General features: G+C 73.1%; 24 protein-coding genes. 16 read left to right on the top strand and 8 right to left on the bottom strand.

Annotated features, from left to right (window positions below; translation table 11 throughout):
- Positions 1–80: 80 nt before the first annotated feature.
- Positions 81–2555: an NPP1 family protein gene (locus tag ABZ873_RS19495; RefSeq protein ID WP_360873218.1), complete on the bottom strand. Its 2475-nt coding sequence runs from the start codon at positions 2553–2555 to the stop codon at positions 81–83.
- 209 nt (positions 2556–2764) lie between these two features.
- The gene (locus ABZ873_RS19490) at positions 2765–3373 is read right to left on the bottom strand and encodes a TetR-like C-terminal domain-containing protein (RefSeq protein WP_360873215.1); all 609 of its coding nucleotides are present in this window, start codon (positions 3371–3373) and stop codon (positions 2765–2767) included.
- A 104-nt stretch (positions 3374–3477) separates the two neighbouring features.
- On the opposite strand from ABZ873_RS19490, the gene ABZ873_RS19485 reads away from it, so the two are divergent.
- Positions 3478–4701 (top strand): alpha/beta fold hydrolase, encoded by a 1224-nt coding sequence (locus ABZ873_RS19485; protein ID WP_360873212.1) that lies wholly within the window; start codon positions 3478–3480, stop codon positions 4699–4701.
- Between the two features lie 63 nt (positions 4702–4764).
- Here the strand turns inward: ABZ873_RS19485 and ABZ873_RS19480 are convergent, their stop codons facing one another.
- On the bottom strand, positions 4765–5028 hold the full coding sequence (locus ABZ873_RS19480; protein WP_360873209.1) for a hypothetical protein: 264 nt from the start codon (positions 5026–5028) through the stop codon (positions 4765–4767).
- Positions 5029–5240: 212 nt separating this feature from the next.
- Between ABZ873_RS19480 and ABZ873_RS19475 the strand changes: the two genes are divergently transcribed.
- Positions 5241–6005, top strand: coding sequence for an LDL receptor domain-containing protein (locus tag ABZ873_RS19475; protein ID WP_360873206.1), 765 nt, complete (start codon positions 5241–5243; stop codon positions 6003–6005).
- A 55-nt stretch (positions 6006–6060) separates the two neighbouring features.
- On the opposite strand, the gene ABZ873_RS19470 is transcribed toward ABZ873_RS19475, so the two are convergent.
- The gene (locus tag ABZ873_RS19470; RefSeq protein ID WP_360873203.1) at positions 6061–7689 is read right to left on the bottom strand and encodes a penicillin-binding transpeptidase domain-containing protein; all 1629 of its coding nucleotides are present in this window, start codon (positions 7687–7689) and stop codon (positions 6061–6063) included.
- 123 nt (positions 7690–7812) lie between these two features.
- Here ABZ873_RS19470 and ABZ873_RS19465 point away from each other — a divergent pair, with 123 nt between their 5' ends.
- Together ABZ873_RS19465 and ABZ873_RS19460 are read left to right on the top strand one after the other, a co-directional pair.
- Positions 7813–8778: a LysR substrate-binding domain-containing protein gene (locus tag ABZ873_RS19465; RefSeq protein ID WP_360873200.1), complete on the top strand. Its 966-nt coding sequence runs from the start codon at positions 7813–7815 to the stop codon at positions 8776–8778.
- The gene (locus ABZ873_RS19460; protein WP_360873197.1) at positions 8775–9644 is read left to right on the top strand and encodes a serine hydrolase; all 870 of its coding nucleotides are present in this window, start codon (positions 8775–8777) and stop codon (positions 9642–9644) included. Before ABZ873_RS19465 ends, ABZ873_RS19460 begins: the two co-directional genes overlap by 4 nt.
- A gap of 72 nt (positions 9645–9716) precedes the next feature.
- Here ABZ873_RS19460 and ABZ873_RS19455 read toward each other — a convergent pair whose 3' ends face one another.
- Positions 9717–10391, bottom strand: coding sequence for an adenosylcobinamide amidohydrolase (locus ABZ873_RS19455; RefSeq protein ID WP_360873194.1), 675 nt, complete (start codon positions 10389–10391; stop codon positions 9717–9719).
- A gap of 188 nt (positions 10392–10579) precedes the next feature.
- On the opposite strand from ABZ873_RS19455, the gene ABZ873_RS19450 reads away from it, so the two are divergent.
- The 6 genes from ABZ873_RS19450 to ABZ873_RS19425 all read left to right on the top strand — a co-directional run bounded on the left by ABZ873_RS19450 (position 10580) and on the right by ABZ873_RS19425 (position 16263).
- Positions 10580–11464, top strand: coding sequence for a class I SAM-dependent methyltransferase (locus tag ABZ873_RS19450; RefSeq protein ID WP_360873191.1), 885 nt, complete (start codon positions 10580–10582; stop codon positions 11462–11464).
- A 1-nt stretch (position 11465) separates the two neighbouring features.
- Positions 11466–12188: a tRNA-dependent cyclodipeptide synthase gene (locus ABZ873_RS19445; RefSeq protein WP_360873188.1), complete on the top strand. Its 723-nt coding sequence runs from the start codon at positions 11466–11468 to the stop codon at positions 12186–12188.
- Positions 12139–13344 (top strand): cytochrome P450, encoded by a 1206-nt coding sequence (locus ABZ873_RS19440; RefSeq protein WP_360873185.1) that lies wholly within the window; start codon positions 12139–12141, stop codon positions 13342–13344. Before ABZ873_RS19445 ends, ABZ873_RS19440 begins: the two co-directional genes overlap by 50 nt.
- Before the next feature lie 158 nt (positions 13345–13502).
- On the top strand, positions 13503–13748 hold the full coding sequence (locus tag ABZ873_RS19435; RefSeq protein WP_360873182.1) for a hypothetical protein: 246 nt from the start codon (positions 13503–13505) through the stop codon (positions 13746–13748).
- 170 nt (positions 13749–13918) lie between these two features.
- On the top strand, positions 13919–15115 hold the full coding sequence (locus tag ABZ873_RS19430) for a serine hydrolase domain-containing protein (protein ID WP_360873179.1): 1197 nt from the start codon (positions 13919–13921) through the stop codon (positions 15113–15115).
- Positions 15116–15390: 275 nt separating this feature from the next.
- Positions 15391–16263 (top strand): universal stress protein, encoded by an 873-nt coding sequence (locus tag ABZ873_RS19425; RefSeq protein ID WP_360873176.1) that lies wholly within the window; start codon positions 15391–15393, stop codon positions 16261–16263.
- Between the two features lie 11 nt (positions 16264–16274).
- Here the strand turns inward: ABZ873_RS19425 and ABZ873_RS19420 are convergent, their stop codons facing one another.
- Positions 16275–16988 carry a response regulator transcription factor gene (locus ABZ873_RS19420; RefSeq protein ID WP_360873173.1) on the bottom strand — a complete coding sequence of 238 codons (714 nt, stop codon included), beginning with the start codon at positions 16986–16988 and terminating at the stop codon, positions 16275–16277.
- 262 nt (positions 16989–17250) lie between these two features.
- On the opposite strand from ABZ873_RS19420, the gene ABZ873_RS19415 reads away from it, so the two are divergent.
- Both ABZ873_RS19415 and ABZ873_RS19410 read left to right on the top strand, forming a co-directional pair.
- Positions 17251–17577, top strand: a complete 327-nt coding sequence (locus tag ABZ873_RS19415) for an STAS domain-containing protein (protein ID WP_360873170.1) — start codon at positions 17251–17253, stop codon at positions 17575–17577.
- A gap of 116 nt (positions 17578–17693) precedes the next feature.
- Entirely contained in the window at positions 17694–18125 is a 432-nt protein-coding gene (locus ABZ873_RS19410) for a pyridoxamine 5'-phosphate oxidase family protein (protein WP_360873255.1), read from the top strand.
- A 102-nt stretch (positions 18126–18227) separates the two neighbouring features.
- Here ABZ873_RS19410 and ABZ873_RS19405 read toward each other — a convergent pair whose 3' ends face one another.
- Complete coding sequence (locus ABZ873_RS19405) at positions 18228–19952, bottom strand: GAF domain-containing sensor histidine kinase (protein WP_360873167.1); 1725 nt, start codon at positions 19950–19952, stop codon at positions 18228–18230.
- Between the two features lie 146 nt (positions 19953–20098).
- On the opposite strand from ABZ873_RS19405, the gene ppk2 reads away from it, so the two are divergent.
- The 4 genes from ppk2 (at position 20099) to ABZ873_RS19385 (ending at position 23389) form a co-directional block, all read left to right on the top strand.
- Positions 20099–20893 (top strand): polyphosphate kinase 2, encoded by a 795-nt coding sequence (gene ppk2 / locus ABZ873_RS19400; protein ID WP_360873164.1) that lies wholly within the window; start codon positions 20099–20101, stop codon positions 20891–20893.
- A 143-nt stretch (positions 20894–21036) separates the two neighbouring features.
- On the top strand, positions 21037–21675 hold the full coding sequence (locus ABZ873_RS19395) for an ABC transporter permease (RefSeq protein ID WP_360873161.1): 639 nt from the start codon (positions 21037–21039) through the stop codon (positions 21673–21675).
- A gap of 136 nt (positions 21676–21811) precedes the next feature.
- Positions 21812–22771 carry a hypothetical protein gene (locus ABZ873_RS19390; protein ID WP_360873158.1) on the top strand — a complete coding sequence of 320 codons (960 nt, stop codon included), beginning with the start codon at positions 21812–21814 and terminating at the stop codon, positions 22769–22771.
- Between the two features lie 126 nt (positions 22772–22897).
- On the top strand, positions 22898–23389 hold the full coding sequence (locus ABZ873_RS19385) for a hypothetical protein (RefSeq protein ID WP_360873155.1): 492 nt from the start codon (positions 22898–22900) through the stop codon (positions 23387–23389).
- Positions 23390–23399: 10 nt separating this feature from the next.
- On the opposite strand, the gene ABZ873_RS19380 is transcribed toward ABZ873_RS19385, so the two are convergent.
- A complete protein-coding gene (locus ABZ873_RS19380; RefSeq protein ID WP_360873152.1) occupies positions 23400–24254 on the bottom strand; it encodes a class I SAM-dependent methyltransferase in 855 nt (284 codons plus the stop codon).
- Positions 24255–24340: the final 86 nt, after the last annotated feature.

The following is a 24340-nucleotide window of genomic DNA, read 5'->3' as shown; positions in this document are numbered from 1 at the left end:
GACGCCCGACGCCTCATGCCGGGATGCCCGCCGCCCCCGCACCCCGGCAGGGGCGGTGGGGGCGGCGGGCGCTCCATGGGTCAGCGGCTGAGGTTGTCGCCTCCCTGGTTCTCCCAGGCCATGACGCGATCGCCCTGGATGACGAGATAGTCCGCCCGTTGGTCGCCGGTGACATCACGGAAGGCCACGACCGTGTCCGGGTAGAACGACTCCTTCGCGAAGTACTTGTGCTCGGTCCAGTTGCCGTCGGACATGCCCGTCATGTGGTTCACGTAGGCGTGCACGGCTCCGGTCCTGCCGACGACCAGGTAGTCCGCCTTCCGGTCGCCGTCGATGTCGCCCAGCCGCATCCGGGAACGCGGCCCGGCCCTGGTGCCGGCGGCGAAGGTGTCGATCTTGTTCCAGGTCATGGTGTTCGGCACACGGACATGGGCGTCCATGGAGCCCGCCGGGCCCACGACCAGGTAGTCGTCCAGCCCGTCGCCGTTGACGTCCTCCAGGCGCACGTCCTCGCGGGTCCAGCCGAGGCTGATCCCGCTCTCGTCACCCGGCTTCTTCGTCGCGTGGTGGTAGGGGAACACCCGCCCCTGCGCCTCCCAGTGGATCTTCCCGTCGCTGCCCGGCCTGTTGAGGAACGACCATACGGAGCCCTTGGCGCCCAGGATCAGGTAGTCGTCCAGCCCGTCGCCGTTCATGTCGGCGAAGCGCACGGAGTCCCCGGGCTGCCCCACGCCGGGGGCGATGATGCCCTGGTCCACCCAGTGGATCCGGCCGTCCGCCCCCAGGGTGTTCAGCGCGGCGCGCACCGAACCGTCCGGGAAGATCTTCACGTAGTCGGCCCGGTGGTCGCCGTTGAGCTGCACCAGGTCGACCCGGCCCGCCGGGCCGCTCATCCCGGGTGCGATGACGCCCATAGGCTTCCAGCCCTTGCCCAGGTCACCGGGGGCGTCCACCCCGCAGGCCCGCGGGTCGCCCTCGCCGTCGGCCGGGGTACGGATCCATCCGCGCTGGTGGGCGGTGGTGATCGCACCGAAGAACGCCTTGGCCATCTTCCGGTAGCCCACGTCGTTCGGGTGCGAGGTCTCCGCCAGGTCGGACGGGGTGACCGCGCCCATACCGACGAGCATGACGTGCTTGCCCTGCCCGGACCGCTGGGCCACGACACCCGGCAGCGCCGCGTTGAAGGCGTCGATCTTCGGCTGCATGCCCGCCTTGACGGAAGGGATCAGCGTGGCGACGAGGACCGTCGCGCCGGGGGAGTCCGCGAGCACCTGGTCGATCAGGGCGCCCAGCCGCTTGGGCGCGTTCGCGAGGTCGTGGCTCTGGTTCATGTCGTTGGTGCCGATGTGCAGGGTCACCACGTTCGGCTTCGTCTGCGCGACCGTGCAGTGGGCGATGGAGGCCACCTGGTCGATGCGGCGCCCCGGGTAGCCCTCGTGGGCGTCGTCGGGCAGGCTCCCCGAATGCTGTGAGCCGACGAAGCTCACGTCATCGGTGTGCGCCTTGAGCGCCTTGAACAGGTCGACCCGGTAACTGGACTTGGTCGAGCTGCCCACCCCGTACGTGATCGAGTCCCCGAGCGGCATCACCCGCAGGTGCGCGCCCTTGGGGCCGGGGGTGCCGCCGGGCTCCCCGCCGGGCTGATCCGGCTCGTCCGGCTCGGGCGGGACCCCGGGCGAGCCCTCGTCGCGGTCCCAGTCGAACGAGATCAGCGGGACCGGTACCTCGACGCAGACGAGGGTGCCCTCGACGGTCGTCGTGCACTCGGTCCCCGGCGCGGAGATCGAGCCCTTGATGTTCGCCGCGAACTGCGAGTCCATGATGCCGATGGTGGCCTTGCCGAAGTCGTGCTCGAACAGGTCGTCGCGCAGGCCGCCCGGGAAGCCGTTGTACGACACGAGGGGCGAGCGCCGCCACTGGCCGGAGTGGTTCTCCGGCGGCTCGTCGCCCGCCGTCGCGAAGCGGAACGCGTGAGTGGAGCCGCCGTCCTTGTGGTAGACGATCTTCGGGTGGTTCCCCTCCCAGCGGACCTTGTCGGCGGCCATGACCTTGTACCCGCCGTGCGCGGAAGCGCCGACGTACTCCGCCTTGCCGCCGCGGACCCAGACCGCGATGTGCTCCCAGTCGTGGACGTGCCCGAAGGCGTCAGCGACGTTCTCGACGGCGACGTCCTTCTCGAAGTAGTAGTCGTAGAGGTACACGCACCAGCCGGAGTTGCAGCGCTGGCGGGAGTAGGTGTTGGTGTTGTCCAGGTCCGACCGGTCGCGGCAGTCGGCGGCGCCGGTGGTGTTGTCGTGGCCGAGACCTTCGGAGATCCGGCCGTCGGGCCCGATGGCCGGGACGTTGTAGCAGCTGTCGGTGTCGTAGTCGACGGCCGGCTGCCACTTGAGGTCCGCCGCGGTGGCGCTCTGCGGCAGGGCGCGCGGCGGGTCGGGAACGGCTGCCGCCGCGGGCGGGGCCGGGAGTACGACGAGGGCCAGCAGGAGGAGGACGGCGAGCGCGGCGGCGCCGAGCCCTGCGCCCCGGCCGCGGTGCGCGGGTCCCGCTCTGTTCACGGCGGCGACCGGCGGCGTCGCCCATGCTGATAGGTGCATGCCAACTCTCTCTGTGGGGAGGCCGGTGCCGCCCGTGCGGCCCGCAGTCCTCCGGGACGCACAGGCTCACGCGCACCGGTGTCCACAAAACAGGCCGGACAGGAGTGGCCGCCTGTCCACTCCTGTCCTGTCCGGTCCGGCGATCCCCCGCCCCGGGGCCCGGCCCCCCCTCAGGCGGAATCCGTTCCGCCGCTGCTACCGCTGCTGCCGCTGCCGAGGAGCCGGTCCACGAGGAGTTCCGGGTAGCCGCTGGCCGGCAGGTCGATGCCGAAGATCGCCCGGATGTAGAAGGGTGCGATCAGCTGGTCGAGGATCTCCTCCAGGGGCGGCGGGGTCTCGCCCCGGCCCACGGCCCGCTCGCGGATCTGCTCTATGGAGCGCATGCGGCGCCGGAAGTGCTCGGCGCGCTCGGGCCGCGCCTGGTTGCTGCTCGGCATGGACAGGACGACCGCGCGTACGAGGGCCCGCCCTTCGGGCGTGTGCATGCTCGCGACGCTGGCTTCGGCCCAGGCCATGAGGTCGCCGCGCAGGCTGCCGGTGTCCTTGAGCGGTGAGTTGCGTTCGAGGCGGGTGGTGACCGTGTCGGCCAGCAGCGCGTCGAGGCCGCCCCAGCGCCGGTAGACGCTGGTGTGGTTGACGCCGGCCCGCCCCGCGATCGCCGGGATGGTGAGGTCCTCGCCCTCCGGGGCCGAGAGCAGGTCGATGACCGCTTGGTGGACGGCCGCGCGGACCTGCTCGGGGCTCCTTCGGATACGTGCGGACGGTTGCTTCTGAGTCACGCCACCATCATAAGCACACATATTTGCTTCCGGCCGCGCCGTGCCCTACAGTCCATCTCGCAAGCACAAATCTGTGCTTCAAGTTCTGGCTGGAGGAGACCGCCATGAAGCAGCTGCTGTTCCCGAACAACACCCAGTTCTGGTACGAGACCCTGCGCTCGATGAGCCACATCGCCTACGGCGGCGCCGACTTCGGCGAGGTCGTCTCCACCGCCGAGCGCATCACCGAGGGCGACTACGACAGCTGGTACACCGAGTGGTTCGCCACCGCCGGCCGGGTGGCCGCGCAGGCCGAGAAGGCCCTCGCGGACGGCCACCGCGTCAGCGCCCGCGACGGGTTCCTGCGCGCCTCGAACTACTACCGGTCGGCGGAGTTCTTCCTGCACGGCAAGGAGTGCGACCCGCGCCACGACCACGCCTACGACCGCTCCGTGGAGTGCTTCAAGGCCGCCGCCGCCCTCTACACCACCCCGCGCATCGAGCCGGTCCAGATTCCCTACGAGAACACCACGCTGCCCGGCTACCTCTACCGGGCCGACGACTCGGGGACGCCCCGCCCGACGCTGATCATGCACAACGGCTTCGACGGCACCGCGGAGGAGATGCACTTCTTCGGCGCGCTGGCGGGTGTCGAACGTGGCTACACCGTGCTCGTCTTCGACGGCCCCGGCATGCCCGGCCCGCGCCACCACCAGGGCCTGGTCTTCCGCCCCGACTGGGAGAACGTCATCACCCCGGTGATCGACTTCGCGGAGACCATCCCGGAGGTCGACAACAGCCGCATCGGACTGTTCGCGCTCAGCATGGGCGGCGTACTCGCCCCCCGGGCCGCCGCGTTCGAGCACCGGCTCGCCGCGCTGATAGCCGTCGACGGCCTCTACGACCTCGGCGAGACCTCCGTACGCAACATCCCCGGCACCCGCGAGGAAGCCGAACGCCTCCTGCGGGCGGAATCCGCCCCGGAGATCGACGCCGCCCTCGACCAGATCATGGCCAAGGACCCGATCGCCCGCTGGGCGCTCAACCACGGCATGTACGTCATGGGCGTCGACACCCCCCGCGCCTTCACGGCCTCCTACCTCGACTACACCCTCGCCGGCGGCATCGCGGAACGGATCCAGTGCCCCACCCTCGTCTGCGACGCCGAGGAGGACGAGTTCTTCAAGGGCCAGCCCGAGCAGCTCTACGAACGCCTCACCTGCCCGAAGACCCTCATGCTCTTCACCGCCGAGGAAGGCGCCGGCGCCCACTGCCACCCCGGCGCCATCCGCCTCGCGGGCGCCCGCATCTACGACTGGCTCGACAACACCTTCGCGACCACGTCCTGACCGGGCCACGCACCCCGCCCGAGCCGGGGCAGGGCGGGGCACCGGCACCCCCGCCCTGCCGGCTCAGTCGTTGCGCAGGACGGGGGTCGCCGCACTGCGGGGCAGGGGCGGGAAGACACAGAACTCGTTCGAGGCGCAGTCGCGTGACTTGGAGAAGAGCATGCCCAGGCCCGCCAGGCTGCTGACGGGGAGGCAGACCCCGCGAGCCGTCGGCTGGCTGGCGGGGGTACAGGGCGCCAGGGGCTCGGCGGCCGCGGTCGTGACCAAGCCGGAGAGGGCGAGCAGGGTGCCTGCGGCGAGGACGACCCCGCGGATGGTGGTGCGCATTCAATCCTCCGGTTTTCCTGTTGTCGGAAAGACGCTCTCCCCAAGCCGAAGCGAGGCCGGGGGACAGGGCACGTCGGGTTGGGCCCGATGGCGCAATGCCCCGAGGCCGCCCCGGTCGTCGGCGCTGCCATCCGGTGGTTCTTCGGTAGCGGCCTTCGGTGGCGGGGGAGACTGCCCGCGCCCCCGTGTGCCGACCGACGTGAGGAACGTAGATGCGCGTCCGCGTACTGGCGCTGGCCCTGACCGCGAGCTTCGGCCTCGCTCTGCCGGCCGCCGCGGCGCAGGAGGCGGGCACCGCAGTGCCTGAAACCCTTCGCGCCTACGGTGTCGGCGGCCGGCTGGCGGCTCTCCAGGTGCAACCGACCCCGCTGGCGACCAGTACCCGCCCCAGCGCCTCGACCGCGGGAATCGGCATCGGGCGAGGGCCGAACCGCATCGGCACCGGGGCCGCCTCCGCCACCGTCTCCTCCGACAGCGACATGGAGCGCGCCGAGGCAAGCGTCGACGACGTCAGTGTCTACGCGGTGATCGGGCGCATCGCCGCCGAGCAGGTGTCCGTCACCTGCCGCGCCCAGCGGGACTCGGGAACGCAGGGCGTCACCACGCTCACCGGGGCTTCGGTGGGGACCACCGAGCTGCCCGCGAAGCCGGTCCCCAACACCGTGATCCGGTACCCCGCCACCGCGCCCACGCTCGAACTGACGCTCAACGAGCAGTCGACCGCCCAGGGCGCCCTGACCGTCAACGCCCTGCACGCACGCGCACTGGACGGCTCCGCGGACCTCGTCATCGGCTCGGCCACCTGCGGCCCCCTCGCCCCGCCGGATGAGCCTACGTGCCCGGAGGGCTTCGTCGCGTGCGGCGACAGCAGCTGCATCGACGCCTCCCTGGTGTGCGACGGGAAGCCGGACTGCCTCGACGGCAGCGACGAGGGCATCTGCGGCCCGACCGCCGGCGTGCCCTGTCCCGCGCACTGAGCAGGCCCGCCCGCACGGCTGAATCCCGCGATCAGCGGCCGGAACCCGGTGCCCCTCAGGCCGGGTCCTGCGGGACGGCTTCCAGGAGGTGGCGTACGACCGGCACCGCGGACGAGCCGCCCGTGATGCCGCCTTCGACGACAACGGCCACGGCGACGTTGCCGCGGGTGGCGACGACCCAGCCGTTGTTCGGGGCGCTCTCACTGACCTCGGCGGTGCCGGTCTTCGCGCCGATGCCGCCGGGCAGGCCGGCCAGACCGCGCGCGGTGCCGTCGGTGACCGTGGCCCGCATCAGGGCGCGCAGCTGGGTGACGACCTCGCCGGGCAGTGCGGTGGTGGTGGTCCGGTCCTCGGCGTCGGGGGTGACGGTGGGCTGGTGGAAGGTCCCGGAGACAGCGGTCGCGGCGACGGAGGCCATGGTCAGCGGGTTGCCCAGGACCCGGCCCTGGCCGATCATCGAGGCGGCCTTCTCGGTCTGGTCGCGCGGGGCGGGTACGGATCCGTCGAAGGTGGGAAGGCCCACGTCCCATTTCTGGCCGATGCCGAAGTACTTCCCGGCGACCTCGCCCAGCTCGGCGTCACCGACCTTGCCGCGCAGGCTGATGAACCCGGTGTTGCAGGACTCGGTGAAGTTCTTCGTGAACGTCGCACCGGGGAACTCGGAGGTCTCGACATTGTGGAACTGCTTGCCGACGGTGAGGTATTTGGGGCAGTCCACGATGTCGCCCGGCTTCACGGCTCCGCCCAGGAGCAGCGCGCCGGTGGTGACGATCTTCCAGGTGGAGCCGGGGGCGTAGGTGCCGGACAGGGCGCGGTTGAAACCGGCGGCCGGTGAGTTCGCCACGGCCAGGATCTCGCCGTTGTCGATGCGCAGGGCGACGAGCGCGGCGTCCTTCCCGCCGGCCTTCGCGGCCAGGGCCTGATCGGCGGCCGCCTGCCAGCGGGAGTCGAGCGTGCTGGGGATGCTCTGCCCGGCGGCGGCGCCTTCCTTGCCGAAGCGGGCCTCGGTCCCGGTCACCTCTCCGCTCGCCCGATCGATCCGCTCGATCGCACCGCGCGGACCGGCTCCCGCGCGCTGCGCGATCTGGGCGAGCACCGGCTTCAAGGAGGGGCTGGCGTCTGCTGCCAGGGGCTTTCCGGAGCGGTCGGTGACGGGGGAGCTTCCCGCGTCCTCGCGCTGGAGGCGGAACTTCTCGGTGCCGCTCAGTCTCGGGTGGATCAGCGACAGGTCCCAGGCGACCTTCCAGGCCCCGTCCTCCTGGCGGCGCACGGGTATCCGCGAGTCGTAGGACCAGGTGCCCAGGCCGGTGACCGGCATCCTCGTGGCGAACGCGAGGGTGACGGTGCCGTCCTCGGCCGCGCTCGCCGCGCCCGCCGTGAGATCCGGCTCGGCGATGTCGAGTCCGGCGGTGAAGTTCCGCAACGCGGTCCGGGCCTCATCGGGGCTGGTGGTACGGGCTCCCGCGCTCTCGGCGCGGCCACCGGCCCAGTCCGCCAGGAACGCCTTCGCCTCGGCCACAGCGGCCGGATCCACGGCAAGCCGGTCCGGCCCGAACGGCCCCCACCGGGTGGCGTACGCGCCGGCCGTCGCGACCACGGCAGCGGCGGCGGCCACCGCAACGGCCGTACGCGGAAGGCGTGGACGCGGGCGGAGAGCAGGGACGGGGTGTTCCGATTCGGGCATCGGGGGCTCCTTCACTGGTGCGGCGAGAGCGTGGACAGACCCCGAGATCAGCATCCGGCCCACCACCGTGTCCAATATCGGAATCAAAATCCGAACGATGCACATTTGATATCGTCGCTGTTCATGGACCTTTTCGGACATGTGCGGTGCTTCGTCGCTGTTGCAGAGGAGAGACATTTCGGCCGGGCCGCCGCCCGGCTGGGCATGGCCCAGCCGCCCCTCTCCCAGCGCGTCCAGCGCCTGGAGAAGGAGCTCGGCGTCCGGCTCTTCGAACGCACCAGCCGCAGCGTCACCCTCACCCCCGGCGGCGCCCTCCTGCTGGACCAGGCACGCGCCCTGCTCGCCGGCACCGACACCTTCCTGGCCGCCGCCCGCCGCATCCGGGACGGCCGCACCGGGCTGCTGCGCGCCGCGCTCCCCTCCGGCACCGCCGCCGAGCCCGTCGCCGCGATCCTCGCCGGCCTGCACCACCGGCAGCCCGGCCTGGAGATCGAGCTCCACGAGCTGTCCACCGCCGAACAGCTCGCCCGTATCGCGGCGCACGAGCTCGACGCCGGGCTCGTCCACCACCCCTGCGACACCACAGGGCTCGCGCTGGGCCCCGTACTGCGCCGCGAGCTCGGCGTGCTCCTGCCGCCGGACTCACCCCTGGCCGCACGCGCCGACGTGCCGCTGTCCGCCCTCACCGGCCATGACCTGGTCCTCTTCCCCCGCAAGGACGCCCCCGCCCTCTACGACGAACTCCTCACCACCTGCGCGCGCGGCGGCTACACGCCCGCCACCGTCCGCCACGGCCAGGGCGACCGCTTCGTCCGCGGCCTGCTCCACTCGGTCCGCGCCGTGGCCTTCGCCCCACCCGACCTCCCGTACCCGGCCGGGGGCAGCGGACCGGACATCGTCTGGCGGCCGCTCACGGGAGCACCGCTCGCCATCCGCTTCTCCACCGCCTGGCCCCAGGACCGCGCCGGCGCCGCCGTCACCGCCTTCGCCGACACCGTCCTCGACGTCCTGCGCGACACCCCCGGGGTCTCCGCCGACTTGCCCCCGAGCCCCCTGCACCTGCGTCCGGCATCGGAGTACTGGCTGTGAACCCCCTCGCGCGCATCCGCACCGCCTTCACCGAGGCCGGAGCGACCGGCTGGCTCCACGCCGTCGACATCGACTCCGGCGCCGAGATCGACTCCGGCGCCGACCACCCGGTAGTCACCGCCAGCGTCCACAAGCTCTGCCTGCTCCTCGCCCTCCACCAGCAGGCCGAACAAGGTGCCCTGGACCTGACCGAACCACTCGACTGCCCGCCCGCCGGACGCGCTACCGGCCCCACCGGGCTGGCCGCGATGCTCGACACCGTCCGCATCTCCCTGCGCGATGCCGCCTACCTCATGACGGCCGTCAGCGACAACGCCGCCGCCGAACTCCTCCTGGAACGTGTCGGCCTCGACGCCGTCAACGACACCACCCGGCGCCTCGGCCTCACCGCCACCCACGCCCCGCACACCTTCGCCCAGACTCTCGCCACCCTCCGGGAGGACGCCGGCCCGGCCGGCACCCAGGCCCTGACCGACCCGCACGTGATCACCCGGCTGCGCGCACTGGACCCCACCCGCACCAACCACAGCACCCCCCGCGACATGACCCGGCTCCTGACCGCGATCTGGCGCGACGAAGCCTGCGCACCCGAACACGGCGCCGCGATCCGCCGCCTCCTCGGCCTGCAGGTCTGGCCCCACCGCATGGCCTCCGGCTTCCCCTTCGACGACGTACACGTCGCCGGAAAGACCGGCACCCTGCCCACCCTCCGCAACGAGGTCGGCGTGATCGAATACCCCGACGGCGGCCGCTACGCCATCGCCGTCTTCACCCGCGCCGCCAACCCCGCGGCCACCCTTCCCGCCGTCGATGCCGTCATCGGCACCACGGCCCGCATCGCCGTCGACGCCCTGCGCAGCCGGTAGGTACCCGGCCGCCGCTGCCTCTACGGGCCCACCCCGGCCGGGGAGTTCCCGGCGTGGCAGGTCCGGCCCGCGTCAGGGGCGGGCGGCCTCGCGTACCGCGCCGTGGACGGCGCGGGCCAGGCGGGAGCCCCACAGGGAGCGGGGGCCGGCGAAGGCGTGGGCTTCGTCCTCGGGGCGGGGGACGCGTGCGGCGACGCATACGGCGTCGGTGGGGGTGCCGGAGCAGTCGTAGCCGGCGTCGAGCAGGGCCTGGACCTTGGCTTCGGTGGCGGTGGCCACGGCGTTGACCAGGGCCGCGTCGGTCAGGGCCACCGGGAGCGCCACCACGATGTTGACCGTGCCGGGCACCACCACCGCGGGGTCCTCCGCCGGGGCCGCGGCCCACCCGCGTACGCCGAGCCCGGCGGTGGCGGTGGCCTCGACACCGCCGTCGCAGGCGTATCCGTACGCCCGCACATCGGCGGCGGTCATCAGCCCGACCCCTTCCCCGTCGGCGCCGGCGTCGCGGGCCAGCTCGGCGAGGTGCCGGTCCGGGTCGGTGCGCCGGTAGCCGTGGGAGACCTGGGCGTTGAGGACCCACCGGCGTTCTCCGATGCCCCCGCCCAGCACGGCGCTGCTGATCATCCGCCAGCCTTCACCGGCCCGCCACAGCAGACCGTGCAGCCGCTCCCCGTCTTCGAGGCGGCTGAACTCCCGCACGGGCAGCAGGCCGGTGCCGGGACGGGGCGGAGGAAGGAAAGCGGTCACGAACGAGACTCCTTGCGGGGCGGGACCGGAAGATCCTACGGCGCACCGTCCCGCCCCGCCCTGCGGTCTGCTCGTGATGGACCGTGTCCGGGTGGAGGAGCCGCGCCGGGCGCCCGGCGCGTCAATGCGCCCCACGCGTTAGTTTTTCCCACGGGGAAAAGGATGTTCGTGTTTTTCGCTACCGGCCGATGTTCTGTACCACCGGCGCGCACACTGTGCCTCCACCCGGACTTCCCCGTCCCTGGAAAAACTTCTGCCCGTCCCCAATCATCATCCGCATGGACAGCAGCCAGTCTGGAAGTCAGTTCGACACAGCCGCGGATGCCTATGAGGCGTCCGCAAATGATCTCCCCGTGCGGCCGCACATCGAGTACCCCTCCATTCGCCGCCACTGCGGCGATCTGGCGGGGAAAAGCGTGCTGGACCTGGGGTGCGGAACCGGCATGTACAGCCGTCACCTCGTCCGCTGGGGTGCCCGGACGGTCATCGGCGCGGATATCTCCGCCGGAATGCTGGGGCGGGCGCGGGAGATCGAAAAAGAGGCGCCGCTGGGAATCGTCTACCTGGAGCGCGACCTCACGCAGCCCTGCGCCTGTGACCCGGAGTTCGCCGACCTCGCCGGCAACATCGACCTGGTCCTGGCGGTGTACGTCCTGTGCTACGCCACCAGCAGGGAGGACCTGGTGGCCATGTGCCGCACCGCACGGGCCGATCTCCGGCCCGGAGGGCGGTTCATCGCGCCCGTGCTCAATCCGGACTACGCCGACGCCGGCGAACACCCCGACCACTACGCCGGGTACGGGTTCACCCTCACCGGAACCGCACCCCGAGGAGAGGGAAGCCCCGTCCGGCTCGATGCCTGGTTCCCCGAAGGATCCGGCATCGAGCCCGTGCGGGTGGACGCCGTCTGGTGGTCGCGGAGAACCTACGAAGAGGCCCTGCGGGAGGCGGGCTTCACCTCGGTCACCTGGCACCGCATGCAGGTCACCGACCAAGGTGTGGCCGAGAGAGGCAGCGCGTACTGGGCCAACTACCTCTCCCGGCCGCATGCCCTGGTGATCGAGGCTTCCTGACATGTGCGGGATCATGCTGGAAACAGCCGAAGGTTCCAGCATCGAGCGGGGCGAGGCATTGGCCTGGGGCATTTCCCCGTTCAATTCCTTCTACTCCGCCGCCACCATCCGCCGGCTCATGCGGTGGTCCCTCCCCAGATTCGACCGGGTATACGTCCTGCTCGCCGGCCCCGAGGCCGCCAGCCGATTCATCTGCTCCGGGGTGACCCCTCATCGGGCCGTGGACAAAGTCATGACCCAGGTGCATTACCAGCGTCGTGCCGCCCAACGCGCCATAAGGGACGCCGGATATCCCCATGCGGCGCGCGACGTCATCGTATGGACCCGGCTCTACGCGGCCCCGCGCTATCAGGAACTGCGGGCCCTGATGCGGGACGCCTACGACACGCACACGAACGTCAGGGAATTGGCCCGCTCCACCATCGCGCAGGTGCTGGCCTCGCCCACAGGGGATCCGCCCCCTCGGGCGCACATCGACGCGAACGTGGACTACGTCCTGGCGGAAATGCCGTTCGTCCTCGACGCGGCGGCACTCCTGGGTCACCGCCGGGCCGTCTTCGCGTACCACCGCCGTTTCCCGCTCTTCGACTACCTGGCCACCGGGGCCGTACCCGCCCTGAGACCAGGAGCCGGCCAGACCTACGCGCAACTCACCCTCCTTCCGGAGAGCCACGATGAACGACCCCACACCTCCGACGGTGGACTACCCCCTTCCGTCCGGTGAGCACGGAGCCCCCTCGCCCCTGTTCGACACCCTGCGCCGCGAGCACCACCTGGCCCGGATCCGTACGGCGTCCGGCCAGGTCACCTGGCTCGTCACCCGGCATGCCGACATCACCGCCATCGCCACCGACCGCCGCTTCTCCCGCGATCTGACCCGCGGGAACACCGTGGCACTGCCCCGGGACGACTTCAACGCCGTACCCGGCGGCATCTTCAACCTGGACCCGCCGGACCATTCCCGGGTGCGGCGCATCCTCCAGCCCCACTTCTCGCCCGCCGCCGCCGGCGCGCTCCAGCCCGCGGTGGCCGCGCACGCGCACCGGCTCATCGACGCCCTCGCGCAAGGCCCCAACCCCGCTGACCTGGTGGCCGCCTACAGCCGGCCGCTCGCCCTCCACATGGCATGCGAGCTCATGCGGGTCCCGGCCGAGCAGCGCGCGCGGATCGTGGGGGACCTGCGCGTACAGATGGACACCGTCGCCCCGTCCGTCCTCGTGGGCTCCTCCACCGCACACCTCCTGGAATTCGCCGACGAGGTCCTGGCCACCCCGCCCGGAAGCGGCCCCGTCGCCGCGCTCACCCGCGCGCACGAGGCGGGGACCATCAGCGCCGACGAGCTGCGCGGGACGGTGATGTACCTCTTCCTGACCTCGGCCGAACCGGTCATGGGCCCCACGACGACCGGGGTCTACACCCTCACCCGCCACCCGGACATCCTGCACCGCCTCCAGGACAGCGGGGACAGCGACGAGCCCTGGGACGAGGCGGTGTGGGAGCTGCTGCGCTTCCACCACAACTCCAACTCCTCCCTGCCCCGTGTCGCCACCGAGGACGTCACCCTCTCCGGTACGACCATCCGCCGGGGCGACCACGTCATCACCCCCTTCGTCGCCGCCTCCAACGACCCCGCGCGCTTCAAGGCCCCGCACAAGTTCCGGACCGGCCGTGCCGCTGCCGAGGACCCCCAGGTCACCTTCGGCTCAGGGCCCCACTACTGCCTCGGCGTCAACATCGCCCGCATGCACCTGCGGACAGCGCTCCGGACCCTCTGGCAGCGCCTGCCGCGCCTCACCCTGGCGGTCAAGCACCAGGACGTGCCGTGGGAACCCCGGGAATTCCTCTTCACGCGCCCCACCCATCTCCCCGTCGTCTGGTAGGCCCGCGCGGGAGGAGCAGCGCGAGCCGGTCCGCGGTTCCGCTGGTGGCGGGCGGCAACCCGCCCGCCCACCAGCGGAAACGTACGTGCGGTGCGGCGGATCCGGGGGCACACTCCAGCGCCGTCTGTTTTCGATCATCCTCACCGGGGGCTCCCACCGTGGACGTCGCACGCCTCGTCGTCATCGCTCTCACCATCACCGTGGCACTCGTCTTCTACCGCCGGACCACCGGCGAGACCCCCGGCGGGAGCACCGCCCGCGCCGCCCGCCGGGCCGGGCTGCTCCCGCAGTCCCGGCTCGTCGACGGCTGTGTGGACGCCCTCCCGTGGCGGTACTGGACCGATCCGGCGGCCGCCTTCTGCCACTACCGCGACCGCGCCGCCCGCCGCGCCCGCCGGAGCTGACCGGAGGACATCCGGCGGACGTAGCGCGCGCCGCGGACCGGGCGCGGCGTACGGGCTGCTAGGCAGGGGGGCCGCTGTACCGGCCGGGCGCCGTCACCGGCTCCGCCGGACACGGCCCCACATGCCGGCCACAGCTCCCGCACCCCCCCCGCACCCCAGGAGACACGCACGTGCTGACCCGCGCCCGCGGACGCCGCCTCCGTACCGTCCTGTCCGCCGCCGTCCTGGCCGCCGCCGCGCTCGGCGGGCTGATCCAGCCCGCGCAGGCCGCCGACCCCGGCCCGTCCGGCGGCGGCCACCCGCGGCACGACAGGAAGCTCCAGCACCAGCTGGACGGGCTCGTCGCCCAGGAGGACGGCCCGCCCGGCGTGATCGCCATGCTCACCCGGGGAGACCGTACGGAGGTCTACACGGCCGGAGTCGGCGACATCGAGACCGGCCGCCCCCCGCACCCCGACGACCACATGCGCATCGCCAGCATCGCCAAGGCGTTCAGCGGCGCCGTCGCCCTCCGGCTCGTCGACCAGGGCCGCCTCTCCCTCGACGACACCATCGGTGGACGCCTGCCCGCACAGCCGAGCGCCTGGCACGCGGTGACCCTCCGCCAGCTCCTCCAGCACACCAGCGGCCTCCCCGACTACTCGGCCGACCCCGAGTTCCTGGAGATCCTCAACGCCGACCCGCGCCACGTCTTCGACCCCCGCCGGCTCCTCGACTTCGTCGCCGACGAACCGCTGCGGTTCGCCCCCGGATCCCTGTACGAGTACTCCAACTCGGACAACATCGCCGTCGCGCTCATGGCCGAGGCCGTCACCGGCAAGCGCTACGAGGACCTGCTCCGCGAGCTCGTCTACCGCCCGCTCGGCCTGCGCCGCACCAGCCTGCCCCTCGGCTACCGGCTGCCCCGGCCCTACCTGCACGGCTACGACGTCACCCCGCCCGCCGCGCCCGAGGACATCAGCGAGGCCGTCGGCGCCTCCGGCGTCTGGGCCTCCGGAGGCATCGTCTCCACCCCCCGGGAGCTGGGCGCGTTCATCCGCGGCTACGGCGGCCCCGCGCTGCTGTCCGAGGCCACCCGCCAGCAGCAGCTGACCTTCCGCCCCGGCGACTCCTCGGAGCCCGCCGGGCCCGGCACCAACGCGGCCGGGCTGGCCATCTTCCAGTACACGACCCGCTGCGGGGTGGTCTACGGCCACACCGGGAACTTCCCCGGCTACACCCAGCTCGCCGCGACCACCCCTGACGGCACCCGCTCGCTGACCTTCTCCCTGAACACCCAGACCAACAAGGCCATCAAGCCCGCCCTGCTGGCCCGGCTGCGCACGGTGGAGGAGAAGTTCGTCTGCGCCCTGCTCAAGGACGAGTGAGCCCCGCCCCGTTCGACCGACTGCGCCTCAGGCGGGCCACGCCACCGGATGTCGAAAGGGCCGATGCCGACACCCTGGACCCTGCCGCCGGGGAGCGGCAGGGGAGGAGGGTCCCCCGGGGAGGGACCCTCGGCCCTTTCGGGCGCCCGGCCGGGCCGGGGAAGGTGAATCCCGGTGGCGCCCGGCCCTTCCCCCGGCCGGCGCCGCCGATCACGAACTGCCGGTCAGGCGTGGCCCACCCCGATGCCTCGCGCATCAGTACGGAGGACAGACCCGTGAAGCGCACCCTCGTCGTCGGGGTGGACGGTTCCCCCGAGAGCCTGGCCGCCGCCCATTGGGCGGCCCGCGAAGCCCTGCGCCGCGAGCTGCACGTGCGCCTGGTCCACGCCTGGCTGTGGCAGCCGCTCGCCGTCCCGGTCGTCCAGGACCGCGCCACCGAGGCCCGCCGCGCCCAGGAGATCCTGGACGCGGCCGAAGCCGAGCTGACCCGCCGCCACCCGGGGCTCGCGCTCTCCACCGAGGTGGCCCCGGACCTGCCCGTACCTGCCCTGCTGCACGCGGCGGAGGGCGCCGAGGCCCTGGTCCTCGGCACGCGGGGGCACGGCGCCCTCGCCGGCTTCCTCCTGGGCTCCTCCGGGCAGCAGCTGATCGCCTCCGCCGCCTGCCCGGTGGTCTCCGTACGCGCGCCGAAGGGCGGGAGCGCCGACGGCGGCGGGGGAGAGGTGGTCGTCGGCCAGCAGGGCGGGGTGGAGGAATCCGCCGACGTCCTGCGCTTCGCCTTCGAGGCGGCGGCCTCCCGCAGGGCCCCGCTGCGCGCGGTGCGGGCCTGGAGCCTGCCCCCGGTGTACGGCTACAGCCCCGGCTCGATGTGGACAGCCGACCAGATGGGCGGGCTCGAACCGTACGAACGGGCCGCGCTGGACCAGGCCCTGGAGCCGTGGCGGTCGAAGTACCCCGAGGTGGAGGTCGTCGCGCATGTGGAGCAGGGCAGCGCCGGGCACGCGCTGCTCACCGCCGCCCCGGACGCCCGGCTGCTCGTCGTCGGCCGGCGGATCCGGACCTCGGCGCTGGGGGCGCGTACGGGGGCGGTCGCGCACGCGGTGCTGCACCACGCGGCCTGCCCCGTCGCGGTCGTACCCCACCACTGAGGCGGCGGCGCCTACTCCGGGGCCGGGCCCTGCCCCGGCTGGCGGCCGGGCGGCGTCAGCGCGTGGCTGGCGATGACCGCCGCCTGGACGCGCCGCTCCACGCCGAGCTTGATGAACAGCCGGGAGATGATGTTCTTCACGGTCTTCTCCGCGAGGTACAGCCGCTGGCCGATCTCCCGGTTGGTCAGCCCCTCGCTGACCATGAGCAGGATCTCCTTCTCCCGGTCGGTGAAGCCCGGCAGCCCGGGAGCGCTCTCCTCCTTGGGTACGTCGCCGCGCATGCGCGCCATCAGCCGCGCGGTGGCACCGGGATCCAGCATCGACTGCCCTGAGGCCACCGTGCGGACCGCCGTCACCAGGTCGGTGCCGGTGATCTGCTTGAGTACGTATCCGGAGGCGCCCGCCATCACGGCGTCCAGCAGCGCCTCCTCGTCGTCGAAGGACGTGAGCATCAGGCAGGCCAACTCCGGCATCCGCGAGCGCAGTTCGCGGCAGACGCTCACCCCGTCGCCGTCCTGGAGCCGTACGTCCAGGATCGCGACGCGGGGGCGCAGCGCCGGGATACGGACGAGGGCCTGCTCCGCCGTGCCCGCCTCGCCGACCACGGTCAGGTCCGGTTCGGCGTCCAGCAGGTCGTGCACGCCGCGGCGCACCACCTCGTGGTCGTCGAGGAGGAACACGCGGATGGGCTCCGTCCCCGGGACGGGGCCGCTGCTGCCGGTCATGGCGAAACTCCTTCACTGGGTCCGTGTTCGGCATACGGACAACGGCATCCTGCCCGCCCGAAGGGACCGATGACCAGGGCCTATCGGCCCCTCGTCACCCACTGGATCCGGCCGCCGGATATCGGCCGCCCGGCGGGAGAAGGGACCTTCGGCCCTCCCGGAAGGACCGCCGGGCCCTGCCCGGGGCGGGCCGCACCGGATGGACTGTTCCCGCACGGGGAACAGCGCGGCCCGACGGAGCCGCACGCAGCGCGGAGGACGTATGACGACCGCCTTGATCGACCTGAGGACCGTGGCGCGGGACGACCGTGATGTGCGCATCGCGCTGGCCGGTGAGCTCGACCTGTTCACATCCGGGCAGGTGCAGTCCCGGCTGCGGGAGCTCGCGGACTCCGACTGCCGGAACCTGGTCCTGGACCTGGGCGGGCTCTCCTTCTGCGACAGCGCGGGCATCGAGCTCCTGGTCCGCTTCGACCGCCGCTGCCGGCGGGCCGGCACCCGGCTGCTGCTGTGCGACGTACCGCCGCTGGTGACCAAGTCCATGCGGGTGCTCGGCGCCGACCGCGACCTCAAGTTCGTCGTCTCGTGAGCACGGCGGCGCCGTACGGGACCGAGGGCCGCACGGGCGGTGCGGGAGGGAGGGCCATGGACCAGCACCGTACGGCCCGGCCCCCGTGCAGGGAGGCGCCGGCGGCCGCGCGGCACATGCGCGAGCTGGACCGGGCCGAATGCCTGCGGCTCCTCGCCACCGTGTCGCTGGGGCGGATCGTCTTCACCCAGCACGCGCTGCCCGCCGTACGGCCCGTCAACCACCTGGTCCACGGCGGGGACATCGTCGTCCGGATCAGCGAGGGCGGGGCGCTCGCCTCGCTGGCCGCGCCCGCCGAGGTGCCGGGTGTGGTCGTGGCGTACGAGGCCGATGCCATCGACCCGGAGACCCACCTCGGCTGGAGCGTCGTTGTGACGGGCTACGCGCGCCCGGTGACCGACCCCGGGGAAGCCGCCCGCTACGCGGACCTGCTCCACCCGTGGGCGGGCCGCCCGAGCAGCCACGTGCTGCGGATCCACCCGGACCTGGTCACGGGCTTCCGGCTGGAATCCGTACCGGCCAGGCCCCTGCGCGCCCTGCACGGCTGACCTCCGGAACCGGGAAGGCCCGGTTCCGGAGGCCGGCCCGATTGCGGAGGCCGCCCCCGGGACCCCGAGGCCGCCCCAGGATCCCGAGGCCGGTCCCGCTCCTCAGGCGCCGTCCGCGAGCGGGGCCCGCCAGACCAGGCGGCTGCCGCCCTCGTCCGGGTGCTCCACCGCGAAGGTTCCGCCGACGCCGCGCGCCCGTTCGTCCAGGTTGCGCAGGCCGCTGCGGCGGCCCTGGGCGGGGATGCCCGAACCGTCGTCCGACACCGTCAGGACGATCTCCCCGCCGCCCGCTTTCAGGGTCACCCCCACCCGCGTCGCCCCCGCGTGCCGGGCCGCGTTGCTGAGGAGTTCACCCAGGACCGCCACCACGTGGTCCGCGATCAGCGGCGGTACGTCCGTGTCGAGCAGGCCCTCCATGCTCAGCCGCGGGGGATGCCCCAGGGACACGGCCGCGTCCCCCACGGCCCGCGCGGCGCGCGCCCGCAGCCCCGGCCCGCTCTCGCGGTCCTTCGTCCGCAGCCCGAAGATCGTCGACCGGATGATCTTGATGGTCTCGTCCAGGTCGTCCACCGCCCGGCCCACCCGCTCGGCCGCCCCCTCGTGCTCGACGAGCCGCGCCGCGCTCTGCAAGGTCATACCGGTGGCGAACAGCCGCTGGATGGCCAGATCATGCAGGTCCCGGGCGATCCGGTCGCGCTCCTCCAGCAGCGCTATCTGCTCCGCGTCCCGCCGCCGCTCCGCCAGCTCCAGCGCGATCGCCGCCTGCCCCGCGAAGGCGACCAGCGGCTCCAACTCGCCCTCGCCGAACGCCGGATCACCCGCCGACCGCGACAGCAGCAGCACACCCCGGCCCTCCCCGCCCGCCGTCCCCAGCGGGACCGCCACGGCCGGACCGAGCCCGTCCCGCCCGCGCACCTGCGCCTCGGCCGGAAAACGCCCGTCCTCCCAGGCCCGCATCGCGGTGACCGGCTTGCCCGAGCGGTGCGCGGCCCCCGAGAGCGTCCCCTCGGCGGGAACCACCAGCCCCTGCCGGCCGTCCCCCTCGCCCCCGGCCGCGAACTCCACCACCAGCCCGTCGACCCCGTCCACCGGAACCGCGAGATGCGCCAGCCGCGCCCCCGTGATCTCCTGCGCCCGGCGCGCGATGAGCTCCAGCACCGCCGGACGCGAACTCCCCGACAGCAGGCTCTCGGTGATCTCCGCGTTCGCCCGCAGCCACAACTGCTGCCGCTGGGAGCCCTCGTACAGCCGCGCGTTGTCGATGGCCACGCCCGCCGCCACGGACAGCGTGGTGATCACCGTCTCGTCCTCGGTGTCGAAGTCCACCCCGCCCCGCTTGTCGGTCAGGTAGAGGTTCCCGAACACCTCGTCACGGACCCGGATCGGCACCCCGAGAAAGGTCCGCATGGGCGGGTGGTGCGCCGGAAACCCGTACGAGGAGGAATGCGCGCCGAGATCGGTCAGCCGCAGCGGCTCCGGATGGTGGATCACCTCACCCAGCAGCCCGAGGCCCGCCGGAAGCGGCCCGATGTCGGCGATCTCCGCGTCCGTCAGCCCCACCGTGAGGAACTGCGCCAGCCTGCGCCCGTCCGGGCCGATCACGCCCAGCGCCCCGTACTCCGCGTCCACCAGCAGCGCGGCCGCCTCCACGATCCGCCGCAGCACCTGGGCGAGATCCAGCTCCCGCCCCACCGATACGACGGCCTCCAGCAGGCTGTGCACCCGGTCGCGTGTGCCGCGCACCTCGTCGATGCGCACCTGGAGCTCGTCCAGCAGCTCGTCCAGCCGCATCCGCGGCACCCGCGTCAACGGATCCCCCACACCCACGCACTTTCCCTCCGATCGCCGGACCGTTCCCGGCTGCGGCCAGCGTATCGACACGCCGGGGCCCCGCGGGCGTCGTTGCGCGCGGATGCCCGGCGTGAATGACTGGGCCCCCGGACGGCCGGCGACGGCGGGGAGGAGAACAGCACATGAGACTGGGCAAGGCGGTCTACGAGGAGGAGCTGCTGAGGCTCCAGACGGAGCTGATCAAGCTCCAGGAATGGGTGCGCGCGGAGGGCGCCCGGCTGGTCGTGGTCTTCGAGGGGCGCGACGCGGCGGGCAAGGGAGGCACGATCAAACGGGTCGCGGAACACCTCAACCCGCGCGTGGCCCGTATCGCGGCCCTCCCGAAACCGACCGAGCGCGAACGCACGCAGTGGTACTTCCAGCGGTACGTGGCACATCTGCCCGCCGCGGGCGAGATCGTCCTGCTCGACCGCAGCTGGTACAACCGGGCGGGCGTCGAGCAGGTGATGGGCTTCTGCACCCCCGCCGAGCACCAGCTCTTCCTGCGGCAGTGCCCGGTCTTCGAGCGGATGCTGGTGGAGGACGGGATCCTGCTGCGCAAGTACTGGTTCTCCGTCAGCGACGCCGTCCAGGAGGAGCGGTTCCGCCGCCGCGCGCAGGACCCCCTGCGGCGCTGGAAGCTCTCCCCGATGGACCTGGAATCGCTGACGCGCTGGGAGGCGTACTCCCGGGCCAAGGACGAGATGCTGGTGCACACCGACACGGCGGACGCGCCCTGGTATGTCGTCGAGAGCGACGACAAACGCAGCGCCCGGATCAATATGATCGCCCACCTGCTGTCCACGATCCCCTACGAGGACGTGGCCCTGCCCCCGCTCGTCCTGCCGGCCCGCCCGCCGTCGACCGGGTACGAGCGGCCGCCGCGGGACCTCCAGACGCTCGTGCCCGACCACGCGGGGACGCTCGGGGGCCGGTGAGCCGCCGTCCGTCCGCGCCGACGACGTGGACGGCCCCGGGCAGCAGTGGACAGTGACCGGGCCCCGGTGGGCCTGGCGGGTGGACACCGGACGGCCCGAGGCTGCACGCACATCCGTTCCCCAGCCCTCTGGAGATGTGCACCGTGACCAGTACCGCAGCCCCCACCGCGGCCCGCCCGGCCGACGGGCCCGAGGCGCCCGCGGGCCACCCGCCGGGCGAGGTCGACAACCGCGCGGCCTACACCGGCTTCGGCCTCGCCTACGTCCTGGGCCATGGCTCGGCCGCGGTGTCCGAGGGCGACCAGCCGCTGCTGGAACTGCCCGGCTGGCTGCCGATGACGCTGCTCGGCACCGGCCTGCTGACCGGCATCGCCCAGGCCACCGCCGCCGCGCTGCGGGCCCAGCGCGGGGCGGCCGCGCCGGACGTGCTCTCCGGCAAGCTCCTCGGTACGGCCTGGGTCGTGGCCTTCACCGCGCTCGCCCTCGCCATCACCGGCCTGACCTCCGCGCTCGACGCCCCGGAGCTCCAGGCCGTCCTGTGGCCCACCGGATCCGGCCTCATCGTCGGCCTGCTCTACCTCGCCGAGGGCGCCGTACGCCGCAACCTGCTGCACTACGGCCTCGGCGTCTGGCTCGCCCTGACCTCCGCCGCGGCCCTCGCGCTCGACGTCCCCGGCCCCTTCTGGGTTCTGGCCCTGGCGGGCGGTGGCGCGTACGCCCTCGCCACCGTGCTCGAACACCGGCGCCTGCGGCGGCCCCCGGCCCTCCGCGCCGGGTTCTGACGAACCGGTCACCGCTGGGGCATTGGAGTGGCCCGCGGGCCGGCGGGCGGCGTGGTGTCCCCGCCGCCCGGGGGCGCTCCCTAGGGTCGCCGGGGGCACGGCATCGGGCCGGCCACGGGAACCGGTGGGGTGCGTCGTGGAACGAAGGACGGCCGGAAGGCGAAGCACACGGGAGTCCGCACCCCGCGCCCGGCGGCACGGCTGGGCCCGCCGCCTGGCCGCGGCCGTCGGCGTCGCCGTCCTGTGCGCGCTCCCGGCGGGCGCGGCGGGCGCCGCGCCGAGCGGCGGCGGGTACCCCGGGGCCCGGGGGCCCCTCTACGTCTCCGACTACGGAAACAACCGCGTGGTCGTCCTCGCCCCGGACGGCGGCGGACAGACCACCGTGCCCTTCGAGGGCCTGGTACGGCCCACCGGCATGGCATGGGACTCCGCGAACCGGCTGTACCTCTCCGACACCGGCAACAACCGGGTGGTCGTCCTGCCCGGCGACGGTTCCGGCCAGCGGACCGTTCCCACGGAGGGGCTGTCCCGCCCGCTGGGGCTCGCCGTCAACCCGGCGGGTGATCTGTACGTCGCCGACAGTTTCAACGACCGCGTGGTGAAGGTGTCCGCCGCGGGCGTGCAGACGACCGTCCCCACCACCGGTCTGCTGCACCCCTGGGGGCTGGCCCTCGACCCCGCCGGGAACCTCTACGTGTCGGACTTCGTCAACGACCGCGTGCTCCGGATCGCGGCGGCCGGCGGCGGCCAGTCCACCGTCCCCACCACCGGCCTCTCCCAGCCGACCGGGCTGGCCCTGAACGCCGCCGGGGACCTCTACATCGCGGACAGCGGCAACAACCGCGTGGTCAGGGTGGGTGCGGGCGGCGGCGGCCAGTCCACGGTGCCCACCACCGGCCTCAGTAATCCGCTCGGCCTCGCGCTCGACGGCTGCGGCGGGCTCTACATCGCGGACGGTTTCAACAACCGGGTGGTACGCGTCCCCGAGGCCGGCGGCGGCCAGACCACGCTCCCCTCCAGCGGGCTCAACACCCCGACCGGGCTCGCCTTCCCGTCCGGCCCCACCCGCCCCCAGGGCCCCGGGCCGCGCCCGTAGGAGCGCGGAACGGTCCATCCTGGATGGCGTGCACGGCCGCGCGACCGTGCAGGCCCGCACCGAGCAGGCGCCCGCGTGGGCGATCATGCTGGGGTGGGGAACGGCACGGGCACGAAAGGTACGTCGATGGAGGCTGTGCGGGAGGCGGAATTCGCGAGGGTCGCGGATCTGGTCGCGGCGGTGGAGCAGGGGCGCGGCGGCGCGCTGTGGCGGCCCGAGGGTGTCGACCGGCAGCTCGACGCGAACCTGGTGCGCCACCTGCCGGGGACCGGCGGGGCGGCGTACACCGAGGACGAGGTCGACGTGATGCTGGTCGTCGTCGCGGGCGGCGGCACCCTCACCCTGGACGGCACCCAGGTCCCCCTGACGCCCGGCTTCCTGGGCCTGCTGCCGCGCGGCACCTCCCGCGCCGTGCTGGCCGGCCCCGACGGGCTCCTCGTCCTGACGGTGCACCGCCGCCGCCGGGGCATGAGCATCGGCCGCTCCACCCCGGCGGAGGCACCGGAACCGTGCGCGCTGCACCTGGTGTGCGGCCGCTGCCACCGCCACGCGATCGAGGCGGACGCCCGCTTCTGCACCGGCTGCGGCACCCCCTTGACCCCGCGCGCGGCGCCGTAGGGGCCGTGTGTCAGTGCGCGGTGATCGAGTACGCCGCGAGTGCGCGGTTGCCGCGCGGCCGGGCGAGGGCCCGGAGGACGTCGGCCTGGCTCAGGACCAGCTGCCGCACCGGCTCGGGCAGCGCGGCCAGACGTTCCTCGCTGCCCACCAGGTCGAGGCAGGCGGCGATCTCCCAGTCGCCGTCCTGGAGTTCTCCGGTATCCACCGGTGCGCTGCCGTCGGCCGTCCAGCCGGTCTCCGGCAGGAGCCGCAGCAGGTACTCACGGGAGAAGGGCGTGCGGATATTGCCCTCGCCGTGCGATCCCGCGGCCTCGAACTGCCCCTGGATCAGCACGGCCAGCAGGTGCGCCACCTGGTGGTCGGAGGCAGGCGTCAGGTCCCACTCGGTGAACCACAGCCGCCGCGCCCACGGCCGTATCCGGGCCAGCGTGTCGCGCAGTTGTCCGAGCGAGGCGAAGTACCAGGAGCAGTGCGCGAGCACCACGTGGTCGAAGGCGCCTTCGGGGAAGTCGACCGACGGGTCGAGGACGTCGGTGCCGAAGCGGAAGTCGATGCGTGACCCGAGGGGGCCCGCCGCGAGCCGGGCCGCCGATTCCCCGAGCGTGACCGGCGTCCCGTACGAGGGCTCGGCGACGTCTACGGCCACCACGCGCCCCTCGGGCCCCACCGCCTCGGCGAGTACGGCGGTCATATCGCCCTGGCCGCAGCCCAGTTCGAGGACGGTCGAGCCGGGTGCGATGCGCCAGCCCGCGACGAGCCCGGCACGGTGGCGGGTCTGGGCCAGCTGGGAGTCCGGGCTGTGAGCGGCGGCGGCCATGCCGGCCGCGAGCGAGGGGGCCTTGGCGAGGAGATCGGAGTGATTCACAGAGTCCTTGCTGATACTCGACGGGTCAGTGCGGCCGAGGGTAGGGGACGCGGGGGCGGCGGCGCCTCCGATTTCCCGGCCGCCCC

The sequence above is a fragment of the Streptomyces sp. NPDC047014 genome, assembly GCF_040644195.1.
Taxonomy (GTDB): domain Bacteria; phylum Actinomycetota; class Actinomycetes; order Streptomycetales; family Streptomycetaceae; genus Streptomyces.
This window is presented reverse-complemented; position numbering and strand designations above follow the sequence as displayed.